This window comes from Amycolatopsis acidicola (assembly GCF_007713735.2).
Classification (GTDB): Bacteria; Actinomycetota; Actinomycetes; order Mycobacteriales; family Pseudonocardiaceae; genus Amycolatopsis_E; species Amycolatopsis_E acidicola.
Window position 1 is genome coordinate 157,439 of the sequence record NZ_VMNW02000006.1, and the last position, 24,408, is coordinate 181,846.

Here is a 24,408-nt window from a genome sequence, read left to right on the forward strand (position 1 = left end):
GGCGCTTCTGTCTCGTTCACGCGCTGCCCCCTTCGCTGTTCAGCAGTTCACGCATCGTTTTGAGGCAGCGGCCACGATTGGGTCCGATACTGCCGCGCGGCATCTGGAGTGTTTCGGCGACGACCCGGTATTCGGCGCGCCCGTCGAGCACCGTGAGCCGCAAGAGGCGCTGGCACCGGGCCGGGAGCTTGCTGAAGGCCGCCCAGATCTTGCGGTCGCGCTCGGTGCGCAACACCTCGGCCTCCGGGGCGGGCAGTGTGCTCGGCACGGACTCCGTCATCTCGTCGGTGAGCGGCACCGGCGGCGCCTTCCGGCCGTTGACGCGCTGCGCCTCGTGCCGCGCCGTGGTGACCAGCCAGCCCGCGAGCGCCTTCGGTTCGCGGAGCTGCTCGAGGTGGCTGAGCAGGGCGAGCCACACCGTCTGGACCACGTCCTCCGCGCTGTGCGCGTCCAGCCCGTGGCCGCGGGCGACGTTCCACACCAGGGGCGTCAGCTCGCGGACCAAGCGGTTGAGGCCCTTCTTGTTCCCTTCGCGCGCCGCGTTGAGACAGGCCGCGAACAACTCCGGCCCGCGCAGGCCCTCCCACGGAGGGTCCGCCTCGGCGGTGTGGACTTCCGTCACCCCATTCGCCCCCGCTCTCAGACTTCGCTCCTCGTCCGGCGCAGGCAGTATCCCGCTCTCGCCGGAAACAGAGGCGGTCAGCCATCGCCAGATACCAATGTCACCCGTTCGGACCAGCATCCTCACTCGCGGACAGCACGAACGTGACGGAACGGCGCGGTTCCCCCTCCCAGGGCCGCGCCAGTTCCGCACGCACCAGATGCCGGCCGGCGCCGACGATGTCGAACGCCAGCCGACGTATCCCCCCTGCACCCGGTGGCCGCTCCCCCTGCGCCACCGCCCCCTCGTGGCCGTCTCCCCGGACGTGTTCGTCCACGACCACCCGGACCGCGTCGGGAAGCTGCCAGCGCCACTGGTAACCGGACATCTTCGCCTCCGGGAGCCGCAGCTCCACGGTGTCCCCGACACGCACTTCGGCCGTCTCCCCCGCGTCGGCCTGCGCCAGCCGGACCAGTGCCACTGGATTCCTCCTCTCGCGCCCCGTAGGGAGGTGGTGGCCGGCGGCCCCCTCGGCTGCCGGCCACCACCAGCTTCATCGCGTCAGACCAGCAACTGGTCGATCTGGCCGTAGGCGTCCACGTGGTACGACACCGGCAGGCCGTTGACCTTCGCCAGCAGCGCCAGCGCGGTCAGCGGGTTGCGGCCCGACTCCGAACCGGCGAGGCGCTTCCAGCCGTCGCCGCCGACGAGGGCCCACACGCCGGGCTGCGCGCTGGTGCTCCAGACGTTCTGGATCACGCGGTTGGCGATCCACCCGTTCGACGTGGCGGGCGTGGTGACGACGCCGCCGTTGGGCGAGGGCACCGTGCCGTTGGCCGGCGGCGGGGTGTTGGGCTCAAAGTTCCCACCCGGAGGCGGGGTATTGGGCTCGAAATTCCCGCCAGGGGGCGGAGTGTTGGGCTCGAAGTTGCCCGTCGGCGGAGGCGTGTTCGGCTCGAAATTCCCACCCGGAGGCGGGGTATTGGGCTCGAAATTCCCGCCAGGGGGCGGAGTGTTGGGCTCGAAGTTGCCCGTCGGCGGAGGCGTGTTCGGCTCGAAATTCCCACCCGGAGGCGGGGTGTTCGGCTCGAAGTTGCCCGTCGGGGTCATCCCGTCCGGCGCTGGGCCGGTTTCTTCGGTTTCGCTGGTGGTCATTGTCGCTCCCCTGCTGAAGGTCAGAAGGTGGTTTGGACCATGAGTAACTGGTCGTTCTGCACGAACGGGCTGACGGGATGCCCTCCCGCCCGCGCGTCGGCGAGCAGCGCGAGTAGCCGTGCGCTGCCCGTCCCCCCAGAGAGCCGGGTCCAGCCCAGGTTCTCCAAATACGCCCAGCCGCCCGCATCATGCGCGGAGACGGACAGGCCGAGCGTGCGCTGCGCTGGTAGCCACGCACGCAGGGTTGCGCCCGTACAGCCGAGTGTCGTCGGCCTGGGCTCCGGATAATCCTCGATGAAGGCCTCGCCGTAGGCGATCCGGAAGAATCCCCCCTCGCCCCAGTCGGTGCCCCACGAGTTCTTCGCGATCCAGCAGCCCTGGTCGTCGTCCCAGCCGACGATCGCGACGCAGTGTCCCCCACTGCTGTCCTTCGTGGTGCTCCGGTAGACGCCGCCGGTGTAGTGGAAGAAGTCCTCGTAGACCACTATGCACGCGGTCACCGGCCCGTACCCGTAGATGTGGTGCTTGATCCCCGCCGGGTCCCTGGTCAGGTCGACCATCTCGGCCGCGTGCGCGACCCGGTTGGGCCAGTCCGGGTTGAGCGCGCCGGCACCGGAGTCCACGTAGGGCCAGTAGTCCTCGAAGGTGACCCCGGTCGAAACGCAGTCGCCGAGCAGGTCGTCCGGCCAGGCACCACTGGTGCTGGTGTAGTCGCGCTCCTTGGCGTGCCCGAAGAACAGGTGCGCCTCGGACAGGTCCAGATCGAGGCCGGCCCGGCGCCGGGTGTAGGCCGCGGTGCCCTCCAACACCGCGACCACCCCGAACGCGGCGCAGGACCCACACTCCCCCTGGTCCTTCACCGGCGTCGTGTAGTCGCCGTCGCACGTCTTGCGCAGATCGAACGACCTCGGCAACTCCCCCGTCGGCGCGAAGGCCGCCGTGCAGGCCTGGCCGGCGGTCCCGAGCGCGACCTCGGACATCTGCCCTGGCAAATCCGCCCTGGCATCGACCTCGGCCGCGCTCGGGGCCGGCACCCCCAGCCGCACCGCACGCGACTCACCCCCCAGCCTGCTCAGCAAGGTCTCCCCCGCTTGCCACGGATCCCCCAGCGTGGCAAGGGAATCGCGCAGTGCCGCGATTTCCTCCTCGCAAGAGCGATCGGAGCTCATGCATCCTCCATAAGGGGGCCTACTCAACCGACGCCACCTAGGACGCGGCGGGGGCGCCCACAGATACACAGCGGCAGAAGTTTTTTCGTAGCCCCTGGTCGGGCGCGGGCACTTTCACCCGATCGGCCCAACTGAGCTAACCCTTCGCCACCGACACCGCCGTCCGGATGAGACTGTCCTCTCCCGCCGCCCGCAGCAGGAAATCCGCGAGGTCCGCGCGGCCGATGTTGAAGCTGCCCTTGACGTTTCCGCCCACTTTGCTGGCGATTTCCCCACTGTGCGGCCAGTTCGTGAGCCTCGGCGGCCGGACCACCGTCCACTGCAGACCACTGACCCGCACGCGCTCCTCCATTTCGCGCATGTCGGCGTAACCCTCGCGCAGCACGCGGATGAGGATCGGTTTGACGAGCTTGGCGGTGAAGAAGCCGTCACCGTCGGTGTGCATCCCGCTGTTGCTCACGACAAGCAATCGCTGTACACCAGCCGTTTCCATCGCCTTCATGATGCTGCTCGTGCCGTCGCGGCAGATCACCGTCGGCCCGCGGCCGCGTGGGCCGAGCGCGGAGATCACCGCGTCCCGCCCCGCGATCGCGGGCACAAGGGCCTGCGGATCGAACACCTCGGCGGTCACCACCTCGAGCCGTTCGCCTGCCGGAACGTCGAGCCGTGCCGGATCCCTTACCACGGCGGTGATTTGGTGCCCAGCCGCAAGCCCCTGCCGTACCACCTCGACGCCGGTGCCTCCGCTGGCCCCGAAAACCGTGAGTTTCATCGTCCCTCCGCTTCGGTTAGTGTTCACTCACCAGCTATGGTTAGTGAGTACTCACCAACCGTCAAGCGAGCACTGAGAACGGACTGAGAATGGGCACACGGGACGAGATCCTGGCCGCCGCGGCGCGGATCATGCGGGAGCAGGGCTACGCGCGGGCCACCACCAAGGAGATCGCCCGTTCCGCCGGCTACTCGGAAGCCGCGCTGTACAAGCATTTCCAGGACAAGACGGAGATCTTTCTCGGCGTGCTCTCCGAACAGCTACCCGCGCTCGGCAGCACGCTGGCGGAGCTGGCCGCCAACGCCGGGAAGGGCACCGTGCGGGGCAATCTGGTCAAGGTCACCGAGGCCGCGCTGCACTTCTACCGCGAGAGCTTTCCCATCGCGGCTTCCCTGTTCTCCACCAGGGAACTCCTCACCGCGCACCGGGACGCCATCCACGCGCGCGGCGCCGGGCCGCGCAACCCGCTGGCCGGACTGAGCCGTTACCTGCACACCGAGCAGCGGCTGGGCAGGCTGCCACGCGCGGCGGATCCGGACGCGATGTCGGCCCTGTTGCTCGGCGCCTGCTTCCAGCAAGCCTTCTTCTGGCAGTTCGAGGCCGAGGACGTGGACTCCGCCGGGCTGGCGAAGAGCCTGGTCAAGACCCTGTTGCACGGCCTTCGCTGAGCCGCTGCCGGTGCCACTGCTCGATCAGCAGCGGCAGCTGGGTGGCCAGGAAGTCGAAGAAGTCGCGAGTCTCGGCCAGCCGCCTGCCCGCCTCGCTGTCCGCGCCGACGGCGTCCATGCCCTCGACGAGCACCTTGGACAGCTCGGTGAAGACCTTGTCCTCCTGGCGGATCACGGACTCGTACCAGAAGTCGTTGCCGATGGTGAAGTAGTCGCGCCGGTCGCCGGGGGTGCGCCCGCGCTGCACCATGCCGACCTGTTCGAGATAGCGCACCGCGCCGGACACCGCCGCCGGGCTGATCTTGAGCACCCCGCTCAGCTCCGCCGCGGTGAGGCTGCCGGAGTTCGCGGCGAGCGTGGCCGCGAAGACACGCGCGGGCATCCGCGGCATTCCCGCGTTGAAGAGCACGCTGCCCATCTTCTCGATGAAGGGCAGGGCGGCTTCTTCCACGGGAGGCGGCTGGCTCGGCATGACTCCATCCTTCCTGACGCCCCCAACGATCTTCACGTCATCCATACATTTTCTTAACTTCACAAATTTGTGAAACAAGTGTAGCGTCCGCGGCATGGGTAACGCCATCTCCATCACCGGCCTGACGAAGACGTTCGGGCCGACGAAAGCCCTCGACGGGCTTGATCTGCAGGTCGCGACGGGCGAGGTGCACGGGTTCCTCGGCCCGAACGGCGCCGGTAAGTCCACGACCGTCCGTGTGCTCCTGGGGTTGCTGCGCGCGGACGCCGGCAAGGTCGAACTGCTGGGCGGTGACCCGTGGCGCGACGGCGCGAGCCTGCACAGGCGGCTCGCCTACGTCCCCGGCGACGTCAACCTGTGGCCCAACCTCTCCGGCGGCGAGGTGATCGACCTGCTCGGCAGGCTGCGCGGCGGGCTCGACCAGCGCCGCCGCAAGGAGCTCATCGAGCGCTTCGACCTCGACCCGAAGAAGAAGGGCCGCACGTACTCGAAGGGCAACCGGCAGAAGGTGGCGATCGTCGCCGCGCTGGCCTCCGACGTGGAACTGCTCATCATGGACGAGCCGACCTCGGGCCTGGATCCCTTGATGGAGGCCACTTTCCAGTACGCGATCGAGGAGGAGCGCGAGCGCGGCCGCACGGTGCTGCTCTCCAGCCACATCCTCGCCGAGGTCGAGGCGCTGTGCGACCGGGTCAGCATCATCCGGAACGGGCGCACGGTGGAAACCGGTTCGCTGGCGGACATGCGGCATCTGACCCGCACGTCGATCACCGCCGAACTGGCCGGGCACCCCAACGGGCTGTCCAGCCTGCCGGACGTGCACGACTTCAAGCTCGAGGGCAACCGCGTGCGGTTCGACGTGGAGACCCACTCGCTGGACAAGGTGCTGCGCCAGCTGACCGAGGTCGGCGTGCGCAGCCTGACCAGCCAGCCGCCGACGCTGGAAGAGCTGTTCCTGCGCCACTACACGACCGAGGCGAGTTCGCGATGAACCAGTTCGTCGGCACCCGGCACCTGGTCCGGCTCGCGCTGCGGCGCGACCGGGTCACGATGCCGATCTGGGTGATCCTGATCGCCGTCATCCCGGCGGCGACGGCGCGGCTGTACGAGCAGCTCTATCCCGACGCGGCGAGCCGGCAGTCGCTGCAGGGCGGTTCGGCGGCGAACCCGTCGACCAACCTGATCTACGGCCCGGCGTTCGACCTGACCACCGCCGGCGGCTACACGGCGTGGAAGTACCTGACCTTCCTCGGGCTTTTCCTTGCGCTGGCGTGCATTTTCACCGTCATCCGGCACACCAGGCAGGAGGAGGACACGGGCCGTCAGGAGCTGCTGTCCTCGACCGTCACCGGCCGCTACGCGCCGTTGACAGCCGCGCTTCTCGTCTCCGGCCTGGCCTCCGTGGCCACCGGGCTGATCTCGACTGTGTCCCTGCTCGCGGCCGGGCTGCCGGCGGCGGGTTCCGTCGGGTTCGGACTCAGCCTCGCGCTGACCGGGCTGGTTTTCGGTGGTGTGGCGGGTATCGCGGCGCAGTTGGTGGAGTACTCGCGGACAGCCAACGGGGTCGCGTGCGCTGTCCTCGGCGTGTTCTTCATGGTGCGCGGAGTCGGCGACTCGGCGAAGGACATCAGCTGGCTCTCGTGGTTTTCGCCGCTGGGCTGGGCTGTCCAGCTCCGGCCCTACGCCGGTGACCACTGGTGGGTCGTGCTCCCGCTGGTCGCGGCGGCCGTGGCCTTCTCCGCGATCGCGTACTGGTTGCTGCCGAAGCGTGACGTCGGGATGGCGATCGTGCCGACCCGTCCCGGCCCCGCCTTCGCGTCCGCGAGCCTGCGGTCGCCGTTCGCGCTGGCCTGGCGCCTGCACCGCGGGATGCTGATCGGCTGGGTGGCCGGGTTCGCCATCTGCGGCGCGGTGTTCGGCTCGCTGGCCGCCGGGATCGGGGACGTCGTCGGCAACAGCGCGCAGGTGCAGCAGATGTTCGAACGGCTGGGCGGCGCGTCGAAGCTGGTGGACGCGTACCTGGCGGCGATCGCGGGTATCGGCGGGATGGTCGCGGCGTTGTACGCCGTGCAGGCGACGCTGCGGATGCGCTCCGAGGAGGTCGCCGTGCGGCTGGAACCGTTGCTGGCCACCAAAGTCCGGCGCCTGCAGTGGGCGGCGAGCCACCTCGTGTTCGCGTGGCTGGGCAGCGCGCTGCTGCTCGGGGTGTTCGGCGCCTTCGCCGGGCTGTTGCACGGACTGCGGGTGGGCGGGGTCGGGCACCAGGTGTGGACGGTGTTCGGTGCTTCACTCGCCCAGCTGCCCGCGGTTTGGGTGGTCGCCGGGATCGCCTTGATGGTGTTCGGTTTCGTGCCCAAATACGCGACGGCGGGCTGGTCGGCGGCGTCGCTTTCGCTGGCGCTCGCGCTGTACGGGCCGGTGCTGAACCTGCCGCAGGGCGTCTTGGACATCTCGCCGTTCACGCACATCCCGAAGCTGCCGAGCGCCACGCTGACGGCGACGCCGCTGGTGTGGCTGACCGGGATCGCGCTGGTCGCGCTGGCCGCCGGATTGACGGGATTCCGCCGGCGAGATATCGGGTAACCACAGGTGGGGGAAGAGCCCGGGACTTGTCGGGGGCCCGGGCTCTTTTTTGGGCAGACTGGGGATCGTGACCGATCCTGGGGGATTGTTCCGGCACGCGGGATTCCGCAGGTTGTGGACGGCGGACCTGCTGAGCCAGTTCGGCGACCGGATAACCGTCCTCGCCCTGCCGCTGCTCGCGGCGACGACGCTGGGTGCGTCGGCTTTCGAGGTCGCCTCGCTCCGCACGGTGCAAACGCTTGCGTACCTGGTACTCGGCCTGCAGGCGGGCGCCTGGTGCGACCGGATCCGGCTGCGCCCGCTGCTGATCGGCACCGACCTCGGCCGCGCGATCGCCTTCGGCTCGGTCCCACTGGCCGCAGCCTTCGGCGTGCTGACGCTGGGACAGTTGTTCGGGGTGGTGGCTGTGGCCGGGGTGCTCGCGGTGTTCTTCGAAGTCGGGCACCAGACCTACCTGCCGCGGCTGATCGACCGGGGGCGGCTGATCGAGGGGAACGCACGCCTGCAGGCGAACACTTCGGTGGCGGCGGTCGCGGCGCCGAGCGCGGCCGGATTCCTCGTGCAGTACTTCGGCGGACCGTTCGCGCTCGGGCTCAACGCGCTGAGCTTCCTTTGGTCGGCCGGGTGGCTGGGCCGGATTCGGCAGGCCGAGCGGGTGCCGCGGCCGGAAAACCAGGCGCCGTTGCTGAAGCAGATCAGGGAGGGGCTGGCGTTCGTCCACCGGCATCCGCTGCTGCGCCCGCTGGCCGAGACGACCGCGCTGGGCAGCCTGTCGCAGTCATTCATGCTCGCGATCTCCGTGGTGTTCCTGCTCGACGAAATCCACCTGACGCCAGGGCAGATCGGCCTCATCAGCAGCACGGGACTGCTCGGCGCGGTGACCGGGGCGCTCGTCGGGCAACGGCTCGCCGCGTGGATCGGTGAAGCGCGGTGCCTCTGGCTGTCGGGGCTGGTGCTCGCTTTCGGGTACGTGCTCGTCGCCTCGACTACGACCGGCGCGGGGGTGCTCTGCTATCCCATCGGGAACTTCCTCGCGGCGGGCGCGATCACCGTGTTCAACATCCTGCAGGTCAGCTTCCAGCAAGCCGTCACACCGGAAAACCTGCGCGGGCGCGTGAACGCCACGATGCGGTTCACGATCTTCGGCATGGCGCCACTGGGCAGCCTGCTCGCCGGGATCGTCGCGGAGACCGCCGGGACGCGGGCCAGCCTGTGGATCGCCGCCGCGGGGCTCACCCTCGCCGGGCTTCGTCTGCTGTGTTCGCCGATGCGACGGCTGCGGAGGCTGCCCGACGCATACGTGGCCGGTGACCCGGGTAGCCGAAGCGCATGAGCGACATCGTCGAGCGGGTACCGAAGCAGATCTTCCTCGCCGGCCAGTGGCGGGACGCGGCGGACGGCAGCGTGTTCGCGGTGCAGGACCCGGGCACCGAGGAGCAGCTGTGCGAAGTCGCGGACGCCCAGGACGCCGACGTGCGCGAAGCGATCGAGAAGGCCGTTGCGGCGCAACGCGAGTGGGCCGCGACCCCGCCGCGGGAACGGGGCGAGATCCTGCGCCGGGCCTGGCAGCTGATGACGGACCGCTCGGACGAGATCGCCGAGCTGATGACGCTCGAGATGGGCAAGAGCATCGCGGAGTCGAAGGCCGAGGTGACGTACGCGGCCGAGTTCTTCCGCTGGTTCTCCGAGGAGGCCGTCCGCATCGACGGCCGCTACGCGCGCAATCCCGCGGGCGGCGGGCGGATGCTCGTGTCGAAGCAAGCGGTCGGGCCGTGCCTGCTGATCACGCCGTGGAACTTCCCGCTGGCGATGGGCACCCGCAAACTCGGCCCCGCGATCGCGGCGGGCTGCACGATGATCGTCAAACCCGCACAGCTCACCCCGCTGTCGATGCTCAACCTCGCCGCGCTGCTGCGCGAAGCGGGGCTGCCCGACGGCGTGCTCAGCGTGCTCCCGGTGACCTCGGCGAGCCGGGTGTCCGGGCCCGCGCTGGCCGATCCGCGGATCCGCAAGATGTCGTTCACCGGGTCGACCGAGGTCGGCCGCAAGCTCGTCGGGCAGTGCGCGGAGAACCTGCAGCGGATGTCGATGGAACTCGGTGGCAACGCGCCGTTCCTGGTGTTCGACGACGCCTCGATGGACGCCGCGGTGTCCGGCGCGATCACCGCGAAGATGCGCAACAACGGCGAATCCTGCGTGGCGGCGAACAGGTTCCACGTGCACTCCTCGATCGCGGACGAGTTCGTCCGGCGGCTGACCGAAGAGATGTCGGCGATGAAGGTGGGGCACGGCACCGAGGACGGCATCAAGGTCGGCCCGCTGATCAACGCGGACCAGCGGGACAAGGTGATCGAACTGGTCGACGACGCGGTACAGCGCGGCGCCCGCGCCACCACCGGCGGGAAACCGTTGGACGGCAAGGGCTTCTTCTTCTCGCCCACGGTGCTCACCGACATGCCCGCGGACGCGCGGATCCTGCGCGAGGAGGTCTTCGGCCCGGTCGCCCCCGTGACCACGTTCGACACCGAGGACGAGGCCGTGGCCCTGGCCGACGACACCGAATTCGGCCTCGTGGCCTACTTGTTCACCCGTGACCTCGACCGCGCCATCCGGGTCGGCGAGCGGCTGTCCACCGGGATGGTCGGCCTGAACACCGGGCTCGTCTCGAACGCCGCCGCGCCCTTCGGCGGTGTGAAGGCCTCCGGCTTCGGCCGCGAAGGCGGCGCCGAGGGTATCGACGAGTACCTCGAGGTCAAGTACCTAGCCTTGGCACTGAACGAAAAGGGCTGACGTCGCGGCGTTGCGTGCGTTGCGGCAGCGACGGACGCGCGTGGCGGCGACACCTCGGGCGTGATCAGGAGCGGGATTTCCTTGCACGCCAACGCAACCGCGCCCGGCCAGCCGCTCGATCACCCGCACGTACTCCTCACGCGCGGAGTCGGTGAACACGCCCTTCACCAGCTCGTCGAAGATGATCCCGCTGACCAGCTCGCGATCCGCGGCGCCGGGCAGCTCGGCCGAAATCCCGCGGCGGCCGAACGCCGCCGGGTACACCGGACCGTCCATCAGGTAGTTCGTGCCGAGCACGCCGGGCCTGGCCGCTCCAGAGCATGGTGCACCGTGTTGTCCGAGCAGACGAAGAACTCCGCACCCGCGCGGGCCAGCCTGTCCAGGCTGATCGTCATCGTCTCGTGGATGGAGTCGAAGTCGCGGCGCTCGTAGGCAGGCATGCAGCGCGCGAACGGGATGCAGTCCAGCGTCACTGGGGATACTCAATTTCCGGCGTTGACGGTCTGGTGGTCGAAGATCTGCACGAGCCCGTCCCAGGTGCCGGGCACGAGCAGCACCCCGAGCACCACGAAAACCGGCACGAACAGGAGGTTCTCCACCCGCTTCCCGGTGCGGAAGCGCAGGAGCTTCGGCGGCCGCAGCTCGTACCAGGTCTCGCCCGCGATCGGCACCGGGAACAGGAACGGGCAGCCCGCCTCGGTCAGTGAATCGCCGAGGCAGTGCGCGAAACAGCCGACCGCCACGGCGATGCCGAGCCAGCCCGTCAACTGTTGCAGCTCGCCCTCCGCGCTCGCCGTCAACGCCCACCACACGGCCGCTCCACCGGCGACCACCAGCAGCCAGTCCCCCAGCGCGTCGGCGGCCAGCAACAGTCCGAAGATCACCACCCCGGCCACCGCATACCAGCCACCTGCCCGCGTGCCCCACATCGTGAGCGCGCCGATGCCCGCCGCGAAGAGCACGGTGTGGGACAGATGTCTGTGCGTGCCCTTGCTGTCTTCGTCGCGCGGGCCCTTCGTGATCGCGTACAGCCCGGCCGAAGCGTGCCGCAGGAGCCAGGACAGCACCCCCGTGATCGGCCCGAGCAGCCGCGACGCACCCGCGCCGGGGTGGTCGAGGTCCGGCAGCAGCGCGAAACCCGCTGTGGTGGCGGCAAAAGCAAGCGCCTGGTGTACGGTCCCGGCACCGACCAAGGGTGCGACGGCGAGCCCGGCACACCAGCCGGACAATGCGTGGGTACGGCCCATCATGGGGCCGATCTTGGCAAGAGGGTGTGACAGAACGGTGGAGGGGACAGTATGACCGAGCCCACACAGCAGCTTCGCGAGTTCTGGGCGGAGTGGCAGCTGGCCACCCTGACCACCTTGCGCCACAACGGATCTCCGCACGTCGTACCGGTCGGGGTCACCGTGGACGACGCGTTCGAGACGGCGCGCGTGATCTGCTCGCGCGGCAGTGTCAAGGCCCGCAATGTGCGCTCCTCCGGCGAGTCGGGCGCGCGTGTCGCGGTGAGCCAGGTCGACCGCGGCCGATGGTCCACTCTGGAGGGAACCGCCGTCGTGCGCGAGGACGCCGACTCGGTGCGGGACGCGGAAAACCGTTACGCGGAGCGATATGGGCGGCAGCCGCGGCCGAACCCGGAGCGCGTCGTGCTCGAGATCAGCATCGACCGCCGGCTGGGGATGGACTAGGTTCAGCCTCGATGCCCGATCGCTGGTCCGAGGACCTTTTCGACAGCCCCTTCGCCGGCGGCACCACCTGGGACGTCGCCGGGCACACGGTGATCGGGGCGATCGAACCGGCCATGATCCCGGTGCTGCGCCAGGGTTCCGAGGCCGTGGTGCACTCCGCCGAGGGCCGGATCGCCGAACACCGCAGCGGCGGGCCGGCGCCGTGGGACGGCAGCACGCTGCGCACCCCGATGATCTGGCGTGCCATCCACCGCTCGGTGATGGACGAACTGCGCGATCCGCGGGTGGACGCCGAGCTGACCTGGTCGATCCGTGCCACGCACGCCGAATTCCTCGGCCAGCTGCCCGCTTCGGGCGGCGTGGTGCGGCTGGACACGGCCGAGCAGGTGGAGATCTGGCTGCACGCCCTCTACGACCACCACCTGCTGGCACACGAGATCGTCGGCAAACCACTGGACGAACTGCCGGAGGAGCCCGACGGCGACTGCGCGATGTCCATGTGGTGCCAGCACACGATGTCCAAGATCGGCGCCGCCGCCGACCGCGCCAAACCGCCGCGCGGCTAGCCCACGCGACCCCCGTCTTGGCCGCTCCCGCGCGTGTGTTGGCCGCTCCCGCGCGTGTGTTGGCCACCCCCGCGCGTGTGTTGGCCACCCCCGCGCGTGTGTTGGCCACCCCCGCGCGTGTGTTGGCCACCCCCGCGCGCGTCTTGGCTGCCGACGACGGCCAACACACCAGCCCCACCCAACGGCGCACCAGCCCCACCCAACGGGCGAACGTCGACAGCCAACACACCGACCCCAGGGGCGAACACATTGACGCCACGGGCAAACACGCCCGGGCGAGGGGCAAACACGCCGACGGGAACGGCAAACACGCGGGAGGGCGCCGCGCGGCTAGGCGACCGTCTGCCACCAGGGGTCGACGGGGCCGACTTCGTCCACGTCGATCCGTTCGCCGGGGCGAGGCACGGCCAGCGGGATGTCGTGGGCTTTCGCCTCCAGCCAGACGCGGTCCGCGGGCTCGCTCCAGCCGTGCAGGGCGAGCCGGAACGTGGCCCAGTGCACCGGGATCAGCAACCCGCCCCGCACGTCCTGGTGCGCGGCCACGCCTTCTTCCGGCGTCATGTGGATGTCCGGCCACGCCGGGTGGTACGCGCCGATCTGCACCAGCGAGGCGTCGAACGGGCCGTACTTCTCGCCGATCCGGGCATAGCCGTCGAAATAGCCGGAGTCCGCTGTGTAGAAGACCTTCCGCCCAGAACCGGCGATGATCCACGACGCCCACAGCGTGTTGTTGCGGGTGAACGCCCTGCCGGAGAAGTGCTGCGCGTCGGCGGCGGTGATCCGCACGCCCGCGAGCTCCGTGCTCTCGTGCCAGTCGAGTTCGATGATCCGCTCCGCCGGCACGCGCCAGCGACGCAGATGCGCGCCGACTCCGAGCGGGACCACGAACGGCGCGTCCTGCGTGCGGGTCAGCGTGCGCATCGCCGCCGCATCGAGGTGGTCGTAGTGGTCGTGCGACACGATGATCGCGTCCAGCCGCGGCAGTTCCTCCAGCCGATGCGGGGGCTTGTGCATCCGCTTCGGCCCGACCAGCCGCGACGGCGACGCACGCTCCGCCCACACCGGGTCGACGAGTATGCGGGTGCCGTTCAGCTCGACCAGCGACGAGGCGTGGCCGTACCAGGTGATGTGCAGCCCGCTGTCGGGGTGATCGGGCCGCTGCGGCACCAGCGGAATCGGGCGGACGGGCCGGCGGCGCTGACCGCCGAACAGCATCTCCCGCAGCAGCCCCCTTCCCGCGCTCGCGTCCGGGTTCACCTGCGGCACCACGTTCCGGAACCGGCCGTCCTTGAACTGCGGGGACCGCTTCAGCAGCTCCGGGTCCGGCCTTCCGCCGAAGGCCACGGGGATCTCCGAGACCGCCCAGCCGAGCGCGCCGAGCAGCGCGGGGACCGCCCACCTAAGTCTTTTCGCCATACCACCCGAAGCTACGCGAGTTCGGCTGAAGGTTCCTGAGGGCCTGTTAACCCGGTCGACCGAAAGTAGGCGGAAAACGGGCGGCAACCCGACCTGCTCGTCGAAACACTTTTCCGCCGTGGCTGTAGTCGTCCGGGTTGACGAACGGCGCCTTAACCCAGATGAGCGAGCGGGCCGTCCGGATTCGCCGGGGCGAGGCAGCTGGTCAGCGGGTCGACCAACGAGCAGATCCCCGGCTGCTGCACGAGCCGATACCCCGCGGGCACGCCGCCATCGGCGATCGTCTGGCGGTACACCGGCACCGCGGCGGTCGGCCTGCGGGTCAGCGACGGGTCGGCGAGAACGTCCACTGTGTACAGACCGAACCGGGGTTCGTAGCTGCCCCACTCGTAGTTGTCGGTGATGCTCCAGTAGTTGTAGCCGATCACGTTCATCCCGTCGGCCTTCGCGCGCTGCACCCAGAAGATCGAATCGCGCAGGGCGGCTTCGCGGGTGTAGCCGTCCGCGCGGGGCTGCCCGTTGTCGGTCGGCATGCCGTTCTCGACGATGTACAGGGGCAGGTTCGGGTAGCGGTTGGCGTAGTAGCGCAGCGCGTCGTAGATGCCTTCGGGCTGGAGCTTCACGTTCCACGTCTGGCCGCCTGCCGCGTTGACGGCGGTGAGGTTGTCGAGGCTGGCGCCGTAGTAGTAGTCGAAGCTGACGAAGTCGACCTTACCCCTGATCTGGTCCATGATCACGAGGTCGGTGGCGGCGTTGAACCCGGTGTAGAAGGCCTGGTTGCTGGTGACCTTCGCGCTGGGGTCGAGCCGGTGGATCAGGTCGTAGGTGCGCCGGTGCGCCTGCACGACGTTCGCCTGCCAGGCGGGGATGAGCAACGGGTTCAGCGCGCCGATCTGGAGCTCCTTGGTGAGGAACGTGACCGGCTCGTTGAAGGTCACCCACAGCACGCCGAGGTCGCGGTAGCGCGAAACGATCTTCGTGGCGAAGTCGGTGAAGGTGCTGACCGCCCTCGCATCGGCGAAGCCGCCCTGGTCCTCGACCCAGCCCGGGTAGACCCAGTGGTCGAGCGTGATCATCGGCGTCATCCCGGCCGCGCGGATGTGCGCGAGGACGTCGTCGTAGTAGGCCAGCTCCTGCTCGTCCCACACACCCGGCTGCGGTTCGACCCGCGCCCATTCGACGCTGAACCGGAAGGTGTTCACGCCCATGTCCGCGGCCAGCTGGATGTCCTCGGCGTAGCGGTGCCGGAAGTCGGTCGCGTTGCCGTAGGCGTCGACGCTGCCCGAGGTCGCGACGTACCGCGACCAGTTGCTGTCCGGTGCGCTGCCCTCGGACTGGAACCCGGCCGTGGCCACGCCCCAGTAGAACGGTCGGCTCCAGCTGTCCGCGCTCGCCGGCGACGGGATGGCCAGCAGTAACACGGCGGTGAAGGCGAGGATCAGCATCCGGCGCAACATGCGAAGAAAATTTACGTTCTTCGCCACGGCCGGTCAACGAATCGCCACCGAGAGCTTCTTGTGCTACTTTTTTCCATTCAAGTATCATTACCTGCGCACTGTGGGAGACAACTAGCAATGGAAGCTTCGGACCTCGCCGGGCACCGGCGGCGCCACCTGGTGCGCGCGGCCCGGGGCTACCACGCGTTCGTCCCGCCGCCACTGCCGCCGGAGGTACCCTTCGACCTCGCGCTGGCCACCCAGCTGTCGGCCGCGGACAGGGCGGTCGGCGAGCTTTCCGGGATCGGCCGCACCCTCCCGAGCGCGCCGCTGCTGGCCCGGTCGATGGTCCGGCGCGAAGCCGTCCTGTCGAGCCGGATCGAAGGCACCGAGGCCACTTTCTCCGACCTGGCCCTGTTCGAGGTCCGCCCGACGAAGGAGGCCGCGGGCACCGATGTGCGCGAAGTGCTGAACTACGTCACGGCGATGGGCCACGTGCTCGCCCCGGATCGCCGCCTGCCGCTGAGCATTTCGCTGCTACGCGAAGCGCACGAGATCCTGCTCGACGGGGTCCGCGGCAACTACGCGACGCCGGGCGAGGTGCGTCGTTCGCAGAACTGGATCGGCCCGCCGGGCTGCGTCCTCGACACGGCGACGTACGTGCCACCGCCGCCGGAACAGCTCTGGGACTGCCTCGACGCCTTCGAGAAGTTCCTGCACGCCGAGCATTCCGTGCCGCCGCTGATCACCATCGCCTGCCTGCACTACCAGTTCGAGGCGATCCACCCGTTCATCGACGGCAACGGCCGCCTCGGCAGGCTGCTGGTCACGCTCCTGCTCGTCGAATGGGGCCTGCTGCCCAGTCCCCTGCTCGACCTCTCGGCGTACCTCGAACCGCGGCGCGACGAGTACTACGCGCGGCTGCTGGCGGTGAGCACGCACGGCGACTGGTCCGGCTGGCTCGGGTTCTTCCTGGAAGTCCTTGCGCACCAAGCAGAAGACGCCCGGAACCGGGCGATGGCGCTGCACACGCTCCGCGAGTCCTACCGGGCGGAGGTCACGTCGGCCCGCGCGTCGAGCCTCGTACCGCAGCTGGTCGACGCGCTGTTCGAGACACCGGCGATGACGATCAACCGCGCCGCGGAAGTGCTCGGCGTGACGCACCGCGCCGCGACGCTGAACGTGACGAAGCTCGTGGAGGCCGGGATCGTGGCGGAGCTGCCCAGCACCGGGCGGGTCCGCACCTTCCTCGCCGGAGAGATCCTGCGACTGCTCAACGCGTCTCCGTGATCACCCAGTCCAGGTACTCGGTGCTGCCGCCCTCGATCGGCGTCGCGATGATCTCGGGCACGTCATAACCGTGGTTGGCCTTGAGCAGGTCGACCAGCGCGGCCACCCGGTCCTGCGCGGTCTTGATCTCCACCCGCCATTCCGGATCGGTGTGCACCTCGCCCTCCCAGCGGTACACGCTCGTGATGGGCCCGACGATCTGCGCGCACGCGCCGAGCGACGCCTCGACGGCCTTCGCCGCCAGCTCGCGCGCCGATTCCTCGCTGTCGGTTGTGGTCGAGACGATCAGATGAGCAGCCACACGCAGAGGTTACGTCGAACCTGACAGGTCGGCGTCGGCGCTGGCCTTGTGCGTCAACGCTGCGACGGCTTCCTCGAGCTCCTGCCGCACCTGCTCGCCGTCACGGCGGCTGGCCACGGAGACCTCGACCTCGCACATGTCGGGTCCCCGGTCGCGCACGCGCAACTCGCCGTGGTCCTCCCCTTCGCTTTCCGTGCCCCAGTGCAGGCGCCGGTTCGCCTCGTCCGTCGTGATCCACGCCCGGTCGGCCTCCGGCAGGAGCGTCAACAGGTTGGGCGCGTCGCTGATGAACGCGAAAGCCTCGTCCGCGGGCAGATCCGCCGGGGCGGTGTAGCGAAAGGTGCTCATGATTCACCGGGTAGCCGGGCCGGAAGCCGTTGAAACACAGGTGTTTCGCCTCGGCGCCGCGGGTAGCCGGAATGTGGGACCGAGCGAACGCTAGGAGGAGCGATGGCCGAGACGGTCGGCGACCACGTGGTGTCCAGGCTGCGCGAGTGGGGTGTGGAACAGGTTTTCGCCTATCCGGGCGACGGGATCAACGGGCTCGTCGCTTCCTTCGGCAAGGCGGACAACAAGCCGCGCTTCGTGCAGGCGCGCCACGAGGAGATGGCCGCCTTCCAGGCCGTCGGCTATGCGAAGTTCTCCGGCGGCTTCGGCGTGTGCATGGCCACCTCCGGTCCTGGCGCGATCCACCTGCTGAACGGGCTCTACGACGCGAAGCTCGACCACGTGCCGGTGGTCGCCATCGTCGGGCAGACCGCGCGCACCGCGATGGGCGGCAGCTACCAGCAGGAAGTGGACCTGCAGCCGCTGTTCAAGGACGTCGCCAGCGAATACCTCGTCGAGGTCAACGTCGCCGAGCAGCTGCCGAACGCGCTCGATCGAGCCATCCGCACCGCGCTGGCCGAACGCGCGCCGACGGCGGTGATCATCCCCGCCGATCTGCAGGAAACCCCTTACACGCCACCGCAACACGTGTTCAAGCAGATGCCGTCGAGCCCGCCGAGCCGGCCGCGTTCGGTGATCATCCCGCCGGAGGACGAGATCAGCCACGCCGCGGAGGTGCTCAACGCGGGCGAGAAGGTGTCGATCCTCATCGGGCAGGGCGCGCGCAACGCGGCCGAGGAGGTCAAGGAGATCGCCGACCTGACCGGCGCCGGTGTCGCGAAAGCGTTGCTGGGTAAGGATGTTCTCCCCGACGACCTCCCCTACGTCACCGGCGCGGTCGGCCTGCTCGGCACCCGGCCCAGCTACGAAATGATGCGTGACTGCGACACGCTCCTCATCGTCGGCTCGAACTTCCCGTACAGCCAGTTCCTGCCCGAGTACGGCAAGGCGCGCGCGGTGCAGATCGACCTGGACGGCAGCGCGATCGGGATGCGCTACCCGACCGAGGTGAACCTGGTCGGCGAGGCGAAGGGCACCCTGCGCGCGCTGCTGCCGATGGTGCAGCGCAAGGAAAGCCGTTCGTGGCGGGAAAAGATCGAGAAGAACGTCGCGGACTGGTGGGAAACCGTCGCGGCGCAAGCCATGCTCGACGCCGACCCGGTGAACCCGATGCGGGTGGTGCACGAGCTGTCCGAACGCATCCCCGAGGACGCGATCGTCACCGCGGACTCCGGCTCGTCGACCAACTGGTACGCGCGGAACCTCAAGATGCGCGGCCGGATGCGGGGTTCGCTCTCCGGCGGGCTCGCGACGATGGGCCCCGGCGTGCCTTACGCGATCGGCGCGAAGTTCGCGCACCCCGACCGGCCGGTGATCTGCCTCGAAGGCGACGGCGCGATGCAGATGAACGGGCTCGCCGAGCTGATCACCATCGCCCGCTATCGCGAGCTGTGGTCCGACCAGCGGCTGGTCGTGTGCGTGTTCCACAACAACGACCTGAACCAGGTCACCTGGGAGCTGCGCGCGATGGGCGGCGCGCCGAAGTTCGAGGAATCCCAGAACCTGCCGGACATCTCGTACGCCGATTTCGCCCGCACGCTCGGCTTCGACGTGGTGGCGGTCGACGCACCGGAGCAGGTCGGCCCCGCCTGGGACCGCGTCCTGTCCGCCGACCGCCCGTCGCTGATGGACGTCCGATGTGACCCTGAGGTGCCGCCCATCCCGCCGCACGCGACGTTCGAACAGATGAAGTCCGCCGCCGAGTCCGTGGTCAAGGGCGACCCCAACGCCTGGCACCTCATGTGGCAGGGGCTCAAAACCAAGGCGGAGGAGCTGCTGCCCAACCGTTAACGGCGCGGCTCGAGCACCTTCGACCAAAGGCCGGCGCCGGAGTTGTCGCGCAGGTTGACGGTCAGTTCCTTGCTCTCCGCGGAGATCGAGACCTGGCCGAAGAACTGGAACTCCGTGGCCGGCGAGGCATTCGCGTAGGACGGTGCCTTCACGAACACCTGCTGCGCGCCGAACGTCGTGTCCGTCCTGTCGGGCGGATACGAACCGGCGTGCAGCGGGCCGGTCGTGAACTGCCAGAACGGATCGAAGTCCTGGAAGGCGGCCTTGTCCGGGTCGAAGTAGTGCGCGGCGGTGTAGTGCACGTCGGTGGTCAGCCACACCACGTTGCGGATTCCGTTGTCCTTGATGAACTTCAGCAGCTCCGCGAGCTGCAGCTCGCGGCCGAGCGGCGCGCCGTTGTCGCCCTGGGAGATCGCCTCGAAGTCGCTGCCGTCGGCCACGACCTCGCAGAGCGGCATGTCGTTGGAGATGATCTTCCAGGTGGCCTTCGAGTTCTTCAGCTCGCGCTTGAGCCACTCGGCCTGCTCGTTGCCGAGGATCCCGCCGTCGTTCGAGGTCTGCTTGTCCGCCGAGTTCGCGTCGCGGTACCACCGCATGTCGAGCACGAACACGTCCAGCAGCGGGCCGTGGTGCTGCACCCGGTAGATCCGGTTCTCCTTGTCGTAGCTGGGATTCATCGGCACGTACTCGTGAAACGCCTGGCGCGCCCGGTACTTGAGCACGTCGACACGCTTCTCGGTGTAGTTGTCGTCGTCCAGGATTTCGCCCGGGTACCAGTTGTTGTGCGTCTCGTGGTCGTCCCACTGCTGGATCTGGGCGACCTCGGCATAGAACGCGCGCAGGTTGTCGTCGAGCAGGTTGTACTTGTAGTTGCCGCGGTACTCGTCGAGTGTTTCGGCCACTTTGGACTTCTCCGGCGTGACGATGTTGCGCCACAGGGAACCGTCCGGCAGCGTCACCGAGGATTCGATCGGGTCGTCGGCGTAGATGTTGTCGCCGTTGCAGATGTAGAAGTCCGGGTTCAGCGCGCGCATCGCCTTGAAGATCCGGTATCCGCCGCGCGACGTGTCGATGCCGTAGCCCTGGCCACCGAGATCGCCGGACCACAGGAAGGAGACGTCCCGCGCGCCGCGCGGCACAGTGCGGAGCTTGCCGACGAGCGGCGCGCCGGTGAGCGAGGAGTCGTCGATGCCGACCGGCGTGACGCGGTAGTGGATGTCGGCGCCCTCGGGCAGGCCGTTCAGCACGGTCTTGCCGGTGAAGTCGGAGTCCGGCAGCAGGAGCGCGCCGGGAACCCGCCGTGCGCGGCGGAAGTCGGGGTCGGTGCTGACCTCGACGAGCATCCGGGACGCGCGGTCGGCGCGGGTCCAGATGGTGGCGGACGAGTCGGTCACGTCGCCGCTCTGCAGCCCGTGCGTCAGCGCGGGCCTGCCGGAGCGGACCAGCGGGGCGGCGGTCGCCTGCCCGGTGAACGCGAGCGCGCCGCCGGCGGCGAGTGCGCCCTGGAAGAGGGTGCGCCGGGAAATACTCGACATCGTCGACCTCCGTGGTGGGGTAGCAGCCACGCGACTTCCTATCCCCCCGAGCCGAACGCGAGATGTCCCATCGGTGAAGGTTTGGCCCGCCACCTGGGGTTATGGGGGTTTTTCTCCCAAACATCCCGTTGACGACGACCGAGATCACTTTTTAAGCTGTCTTCATACCGAGTTACTGTCTATATATGAAGACGGGCTGATGACAGACCCCACGCAGATCGCCGACCGGCTCCGCGAGCGCATGGCCGCCGGAGTGCTCTCCTTCCCGCTCACCCCGTTCACCGCGCGCGGCGAGTTCGATCCCGATTCGTTCCGCACCTACCTGCGCGGACAGCTCGCCGCCGACCCGGCCGCCGTCTTCGTCGCCTGCGGCACCGGCGAGTTCTTCTCGCTGACTCTCGACGAATACGGCGAGGTCGTGCGCATCGCGGTAGAGGAGACCACGCACCGTGTCCCCGTGGTCGCCGGTGTCGGCTACGGCTGGGCGATCGCCGCGCAGTACGCCGCGCGCGCCGCCGAAGCCGGCGCCGACGGGCTGTTGCTGATGCCGCACTATCTGGTCAAGGCGCCGGTGGACGGGCTCGTGGAGCAGGTCCGCCGCGTCGCCGAGTCGACCCCGCTGCCGATCATCGCCTACCAGCGCGACTACGTCGCTTTCGACGCCGCTTCCGTCGCACTGCTCGCGAAGATCCCGAACGTCATCGGTCTCAAGGACGGGCACGGCGACCTCGACCAGCTGCAACGGCTGCGGCTGACCGCGCCCGCGGACTTCCTGTTCTTCAACGGGGTCGCCACCGCAGAGATGCAAGCGCGCGCATACGCCTCGATCGGGATCCCGGCGTACTCCTCGGCCGTGCACGCGTTCGCGCCGGAGATCTCGAAGGCGTTCTTCACCGCGCTGCAAGCCGGTGAACAGTCCCGTGCGGACGAACTGCTGCGCGGTTTCTACCAGCCCTTCGTGGAACTGCGGGACCGTCGCGCGGGCTACGCCGTTTCGCTGGTGAAGGCGGCGGCCCGGCTGCGCGACCTACCGGTCGGCCCCGTGCGCGCGCCGCTTTGCGACCCCACGCTCGAAGAACTGACCACGCTCGAAGCCCTGCTCGCCACCGGTCTCGCACTCGTCTGAGGAGCGTCATCTTGTCCTGCATCGCCGAAGTTCGCGTCACGCCGATCCTCATCTCCGACCCGCCGCTGCTGAACCTGCAAGGCGTGCACCAGCCCTACACGCCGCGCACTATCGTCGAGGTCATCACCGGGAGCGGGGTCGTCGGCATCGGGGAGACGTATGGCGACACCGATTACCTCAACATCGCGCAGGCTTTCGGCCCCGAGCTGATCGGCGGCGAGCTGACCGTGAACGATCTACCGGCCAGGGTGGCCGCGTGCACGGAACGCGTTGGCGCGCAACGGATCGACAACACCGTGCAGGCCGAGGGCCTGCGGGGCAGCCGCTCGATGACCAAGATCGCGCTAAGCGTGTCGTCCGCGTTCGAGGTCGCGATCTGGGACGCGCTGGGCCACGAGCTGGGCCTGCCGGTGCACGCGCTGCTCGGCGGGAAGGTGCGCGATGCCGTGGAATACAGCGCGTATCTGTTCTACCGGTGGGCGGAGCACCCGGAGCCGGATGAGCCCAAGGACACGTGGGGCGCGGCGCTCGACCCGGAAGGTGTTGTGGCGCAAGCGAAGCGTATGGCCGACGACTACGGGTTCAGCTCGTTCAAGCTCAAGGGCGGCGTCTTCGAACCGGCGCAGGAGGTGGCGGCGATCCGCGCGCTGGCCGAGGCGTTCCCCGGGCAGCCGCTGCGACTCGACCCGAACGGCGCGTGGTCCGTGGCCACCAGCCTCGAAGTGGCGGCGCAACTGGAAGGCGTCGCCGAGTACCTGGAGGACCCGACTACGGGCACCTCGAACATGGCGCAGGTCGCGGCCAGGACTTCGCTTCCGCTGGCCACCAACATGTGCGTCACCTCCGTCGACGAGATCGCCGAAGCTTTCCGCACCGATGCGGTGCAGGTGGTCCTGTCCGACCATCACTATTGGGGCGGATTGCGTGCGACGCAGGACCTGGCCGCGGTGTGCCGGGCGTTCGGGGTGGAACTCTCCATGCACAGCAACACACATCTCGGCATCAGCCTCGCCGCGATGACACAGGTGGCCGCCACCATCCCGGGCTTGCGCTACGCCTGCGACACGCACCGCCCCTGGCAGACCGAGGACGTGATCACCGAGCCGCACACGTTCAGTGGCGGCAAACTGGCTGTGACCGACACGCCGGGCCTCGGCGTCGAACTGGACCGGGACAGCCTCGCCAAGCTGCACAAACGTTGGCAGGAAAGCGAAGTCCGCACCCGGGACGATGCGGCTGCGATGCGCCGTGTGCACCCGGACTGGACCGCGCCCGCGTTCCCTCGCTGGTGATAGGAAAGAGGGAACATGGCTGAGCAGCAGAAAGGCGTCCGCGATGTGAAGTCGGCCGGACGGACGGTCGACGTTCTCGAGGTGCTCGGGAGCCTCGACGGCAAGCCGATCGGCCTCCGCGGGCTGGCCGAACGGATGGACGTGCCGCGCAGCAGCCTGTACGCGCTGCTGCAAACTCTGGTGAACCGCGGCTGGGTGCGCACGGACGCCACGGGCTCGCTGTACTCCATCGGCGTGCGCGCGTTACTCGTCGGCACCTCCTACATCGATGGCGATTCGCGTCTCGGCGCGGCGCGACAGTATCTGGAATCCTTGGGGGACAAGGTCGGTGAGACAGTCCACTTCGCCCGGCTCGATGGGCCGGACGTCGTTTACCTGGCCACGCGGGAATCCCGGCACTACCTGCGCCCGTTCAGCCGCGTCGGGCGCCGGCTGCCCGCGTACGCGACTTCGCTGGGCAAGGCGATTCTGGCGGAGTACCCGGAGGCCGAGGTGGAGAAGCTGCTACCCGGCGAACTCCCCGCGCTGACCGAGCACACCCTGGACCGCCCCGGCCTCCTCGCCGATCTCGGTGCCGTCCGCGAGCAGGGTTACGCGGTCGACAATGAGGAGGGCACGGTCGGCCTGCGCTGCTTCGGAATGGCGCTGCGATACGAGACTCCTGCGCAAGATGCGATCAGCTGCTCGATCCCCATCGCCCGCCTGACCCCGGAAATCGAGGCATTGGTCCTGGACGCGCTCGCGGATGCACGTAAGGGAATCGAACAAGCAGTCCGAGGCTGATGGCGGAGGTGTGTCTTTGCCCTGAGGGTGGATCGCGCCAGCGATCCGCCCTAGAGGTGGGTGCTCATCCCGTCGCCTGCCCAGCCCCCTCATCACTTTGCCCTGGGCCCGCAACCTTTTTGCACGACTTGCGCCCGAAAGACCAAAGCTTGCGGGTCCAGGGGAAAGTGATAGCGCTTTCGCAGGCGACGGGATGAGCACCCACCTCTCCCCTCTCGCAACCGGTGGCCGAGCTACGGGCCGTGCCCATCCTGGAGCCTGCCTCCCGGCGAGGGGATCTTTTCTCTTTTTGCTTTGTTGTTGCTCGGCTTGGGGCAGCAACGGACGCGCGGGGGCCGCGCTGTGTGCACCCCTCCGCCGCCCCGATCTCGGAGTGTTTGCGATCTCGGCACTGCGTCAAGGCGGGAAAGATGCCTTGACCCAGCACCAAGATCGCAAAAGCAGGCTGGGGATCGGAGCGGCGGAGGGGTGTGGTCGTCGGGACGGCTCGCTTCGCGTCGCCGGGCGGCGGTTGAGGGGGGTGG

Annotated in this window: 26 protein-coding genes; 12 read left to right on the forward strand and 14 right to left on the reverse strand. The window is 68.9% G+C overall.

The window, feature by feature from the left end; translation table 11 throughout:
• Window positions 1-16 precede the first annotated feature (16 nt).
• The 5 genes from FPZ12_RS07010 to FPZ12_RS07030 form a co-directional block, all read right to left on the reverse strand.
• Window positions 17-622, reverse strand: coding sequence for an RNA polymerase sigma factor (locus tag FPZ12_RS07010; RefSeq protein ID WP_166462612.1), 606 nt, complete (start codon window positions 620-622; stop codon window positions 17-19).
• Window positions 623-722: 100 nt separating this feature from the next.
• A complete protein-coding gene (locus tag FPZ12_RS07015) occupies window positions 723-1,082 on the reverse strand; it encodes a protease inhibitor I42 family protein (protein WP_150980204.1) in 360 nt (119 codons plus the stop codon).
• An 80-nt stretch (window positions 1,083-1,162) separates the two neighbouring features.
• The gene (locus tag FPZ12_RS07020; RefSeq protein ID WP_150980206.1) at window positions 1,163-1,756 is read right to left on the reverse strand and encodes a hypothetical protein; all 594 of its coding nucleotides are present in this window, start codon (window positions 1,754-1,756) and stop codon (window positions 1,163-1,165) included.
• A 20-nt stretch (window positions 1,757-1,776) separates the two neighbouring features.
• Complete coding sequence (locus FPZ12_RS07025; protein ID WP_144762149.1) at window positions 1,777-2,925, reverse strand: C1 family peptidase; 1,149 nt, start codon at window positions 2,923-2,925, stop codon at window positions 1,777-1,779.
• A gap of 136 nt (window positions 2,926-3,061) precedes the next feature.
• Window positions 3,062-3,697, reverse strand: a complete 636-nt coding sequence (locus tag FPZ12_RS07030; RefSeq protein ID WP_144762145.1) for an NAD(P)-dependent oxidoreductase — start codon at window positions 3,695-3,697, stop codon at window positions 3,062-3,064.
• An 89-nt stretch (window positions 3,698-3,786) separates the two neighbouring features.
• On the opposite strand from FPZ12_RS07030, the gene FPZ12_RS07035 reads away from it, so the two are divergent.
• Entirely contained in the window at window positions 3,787-4,365 is a 579-nt protein-coding gene (locus tag FPZ12_RS07035; protein WP_144762142.1) for a TetR/AcrR family transcriptional regulator, read from the forward strand.
• Here FPZ12_RS07035 and FPZ12_RS07040 read toward each other — a convergent pair.
• On the reverse strand, window positions 4,337-4,837 hold the full coding sequence (locus FPZ12_RS07040) for a GbsR/MarR family transcriptional regulator (protein ID WP_144762139.1): 501 nt from the start codon (window positions 4,835-4,837) through the stop codon (window positions 4,337-4,339). The two genes, FPZ12_RS07035 and FPZ12_RS07040, sit on opposite strands and share 29 nt — an antisense overlap.
• 94 nt (window positions 4,838-4,931) lie before the next feature.
• Here FPZ12_RS07040 and FPZ12_RS07045 point away from each other — a divergent pair, with 94 nt between their 5' ends.
• The 4 genes from FPZ12_RS07045 (at window position 4,932) to FPZ12_RS07060 (ending at window position 10,210) form a co-directional block, all read left to right on the forward strand.
• Window positions 4,932-5,828: an ABC transporter ATP-binding protein gene (locus FPZ12_RS07045; RefSeq protein WP_144762136.1), complete on the forward strand. Its 897-nt coding sequence runs from the start codon at window positions 4,932-4,934 to the stop codon at window positions 5,826-5,828.
• The gene (locus tag FPZ12_RS07050) at window positions 5,825-7,420 is read left to right on the forward strand and encodes an ABC transporter permease (protein ID WP_150980208.1); all 1,596 of its coding nucleotides are present in this window, start codon (window positions 5,825-5,827) and stop codon (window positions 7,418-7,420) included. The genes FPZ12_RS07045 and FPZ12_RS07050 overlap by 4 nt, the downstream gene beginning before the upstream one ends.
• 67 nt (window positions 7,421-7,487) lie before the next feature.
• The gene (locus FPZ12_RS07055) at window positions 7,488-8,753 is read left to right on the forward strand and encodes an MFS transporter (RefSeq protein ID WP_144762292.1); all 1,266 of its coding nucleotides are present in this window, start codon (window positions 7,488-7,490) and stop codon (window positions 8,751-8,753) included.
• A complete protein-coding gene (locus FPZ12_RS07060; protein WP_144762289.1) occupies window positions 8,750-10,210 on the forward strand; it encodes an NAD-dependent succinate-semialdehyde dehydrogenase in 1,461 nt (486 codons plus the stop codon). The genes FPZ12_RS07055 and FPZ12_RS07060 overlap by 4 nt, the downstream gene beginning before the upstream one ends.
• Here the strand turns inward: FPZ12_RS07060 and FPZ12_RS07065 are convergent.
• From FPZ12_RS07065 to FPZ12_RS07075, 3 genes are read right to left on the reverse strand one after another with little or no spacing between them, the layout of a single operon-like run.
• The gene (locus tag FPZ12_RS07065) at window positions 10,181-10,486 is read right to left on the reverse strand and encodes a hypothetical protein (RefSeq protein ID WP_150980210.1); all 306 of its coding nucleotides are present in this window, start codon (window positions 10,484-10,486) and stop codon (window positions 10,181-10,183) included. The genes FPZ12_RS07060 and FPZ12_RS07065 overlap by 30 nt on opposite strands.
• The gene (locus FPZ12_RS07070) at window positions 10,486-10,683 is read right to left on the reverse strand and encodes a hypothetical protein (protein ID WP_144762283.1); all 198 of its coding nucleotides are present in this window, start codon (window positions 10,681-10,683) and stop codon (window positions 10,486-10,488) included. The genes FPZ12_RS07065 and FPZ12_RS07070 overlap by 1 nt, the downstream gene beginning before the upstream one ends.
• 9 nt (window positions 10,684-10,692) lie before the next feature.
• Window positions 10,693-11,457 (reverse strand): metal-dependent hydrolase, encoded by a 765-nt coding sequence (locus FPZ12_RS07075; protein WP_144762295.1) that lies wholly within the window; start codon window positions 11,455-11,457, stop codon window positions 10,693-10,695.
• Window positions 11,458-11,508: 51 nt separating this feature from the next.
• On the opposite strand from FPZ12_RS07075, the gene FPZ12_RS07080 reads away from it, so the two are divergent.
• Both FPZ12_RS07080 and FPZ12_RS07085 read left to right on the forward strand, forming a co-directional pair.
• Complete coding sequence (locus FPZ12_RS07080; RefSeq protein ID WP_144762281.1) at window positions 11,509-11,901, forward strand: PPOX class F420-dependent oxidoreductase; 393 nt, start codon at window positions 11,509-11,511, stop codon at window positions 11,899-11,901.
• Between the two features lie 11 nt (window positions 11,902-11,912).
• Window positions 11,913-12,467, forward strand: coding sequence for a hypothetical protein (locus FPZ12_RS07085; RefSeq protein WP_144762278.1), 555 nt, complete (start codon window positions 11,913-11,915; stop codon window positions 12,465-12,467).
• 330 nt (window positions 12,468-12,797) lie between these two features.
• Here FPZ12_RS07085 and FPZ12_RS07090 read toward each other — a convergent pair whose 3' ends face one another.
• Together FPZ12_RS07090 and FPZ12_RS07095 are read right to left on the reverse strand one after the other, a co-directional pair.
• A complete protein-coding gene (locus tag FPZ12_RS07090) occupies window positions 12,798-13,883 on the reverse strand; it encodes an MBL fold metallo-hydrolase (protein WP_144761964.1) in 1,086 nt (361 codons plus the stop codon).
• 152 nt (window positions 13,884-14,035) lie between these two features.
• The gene (locus FPZ12_RS07095; protein WP_144761961.1) at window positions 14,036-15,340 is read right to left on the reverse strand and encodes a glycoside hydrolase family 1 protein; all 1,305 of its coding nucleotides are present in this window, start codon (window positions 15,338-15,340) and stop codon (window positions 14,036-14,038) included.
• 117 nt (window positions 15,341-15,457) lie between these two features.
• On the opposite strand from FPZ12_RS07095, the gene FPZ12_RS07100 reads away from it, so the two are divergent.
• Complete coding sequence (locus tag FPZ12_RS07100; protein ID WP_144761958.1) at window positions 15,458-16,609, forward strand: Fic family protein; 1,152 nt, start codon at window positions 15,458-15,460, stop codon at window positions 16,607-16,609.
• Here FPZ12_RS07100 and cutA read toward each other — a convergent pair.
• Together cutA and FPZ12_RS07110 are read right to left on the reverse strand one after the other, a co-directional pair.
• The gene (gene cutA / locus FPZ12_RS07105; protein ID WP_144761955.1) at window positions 16,593-16,910 is read right to left on the reverse strand and encodes a divalent-cation tolerance protein CutA; all 318 of its coding nucleotides are present in this window, start codon (window positions 16,908-16,910) and stop codon (window positions 16,593-16,595) included. The genes FPZ12_RS07100 and cutA overlap by 17 nt on opposite strands.
• A gap of 9 nt (window positions 16,911-16,919) precedes the next feature.
• Window positions 16,920-17,258, reverse strand: a complete 339-nt coding sequence (locus tag FPZ12_RS07110; RefSeq protein ID WP_144761952.1) for a hypothetical protein — start codon at window positions 17,256-17,258, stop codon at window positions 16,920-16,922.
• 102 nt (window positions 17,259-17,360) lie between these two features.
• On the opposite strand from FPZ12_RS07110, the gene FPZ12_RS07115 reads away from it, so the two are divergent.
• Window positions 17,361-19,148, forward strand: coding sequence for a thiamine pyrophosphate-requiring protein (locus FPZ12_RS07115; protein WP_144761949.1), 1,788 nt, complete (start codon window positions 17,361-17,363; stop codon window positions 19,146-19,148).
• Here the strand turns inward: FPZ12_RS07115 and FPZ12_RS07120 are convergent.
• Window positions 19,145-20,683 carry an alkaline phosphatase D family protein gene (locus tag FPZ12_RS07120; RefSeq protein WP_150980212.1) on the reverse strand — a complete coding sequence of 513 codons (1,539 nt, stop codon included), beginning with the start codon at window positions 20,681-20,683 and terminating at the stop codon, window positions 19,145-19,147. The two genes, FPZ12_RS07115 and FPZ12_RS07120, sit on opposite strands and share 4 nt — an antisense overlap.
• Window positions 20,684-20,882: 199 nt before the next feature.
• Here FPZ12_RS07120 and FPZ12_RS07125 point away from each other — a divergent pair, with 199 nt between their 5' ends.
• The 3 genes from FPZ12_RS07125 to FPZ12_RS07135 are packed head-to-tail and all read left to right on the forward strand — an operon-like array spanning window position 20,883 to window position 23,884.
• On the forward strand, window positions 20,883-21,809 hold the full coding sequence (locus FPZ12_RS07125) for a 5-dehydro-4-deoxyglucarate dehydratase (protein ID WP_144762512.1): 927 nt from the start codon (window positions 20,883-20,885) through the stop codon (window positions 21,807-21,809).
• Between the two features lie 11 nt (window positions 21,810-21,820).
• Window positions 21,821-23,101: a glucarate dehydratase family protein gene (locus tag FPZ12_RS07130; protein ID WP_243769711.1), complete on the forward strand. Its 1,281-nt coding sequence runs from the start codon at window positions 21,821-21,823 to the stop codon at window positions 23,099-23,101.
• Window positions 23,102-23,116: 15 nt separating this feature from the next.
• The gene (locus tag FPZ12_RS07135) at window positions 23,117-23,884 is read left to right on the forward strand and encodes an IclR family transcriptional regulator (RefSeq protein ID WP_144762514.1); all 768 of its coding nucleotides are present in this window, start codon (window positions 23,117-23,119) and stop codon (window positions 23,882-23,884) included.
• Window positions 23,885-24,408: the final 524 nt, after the last annotated feature.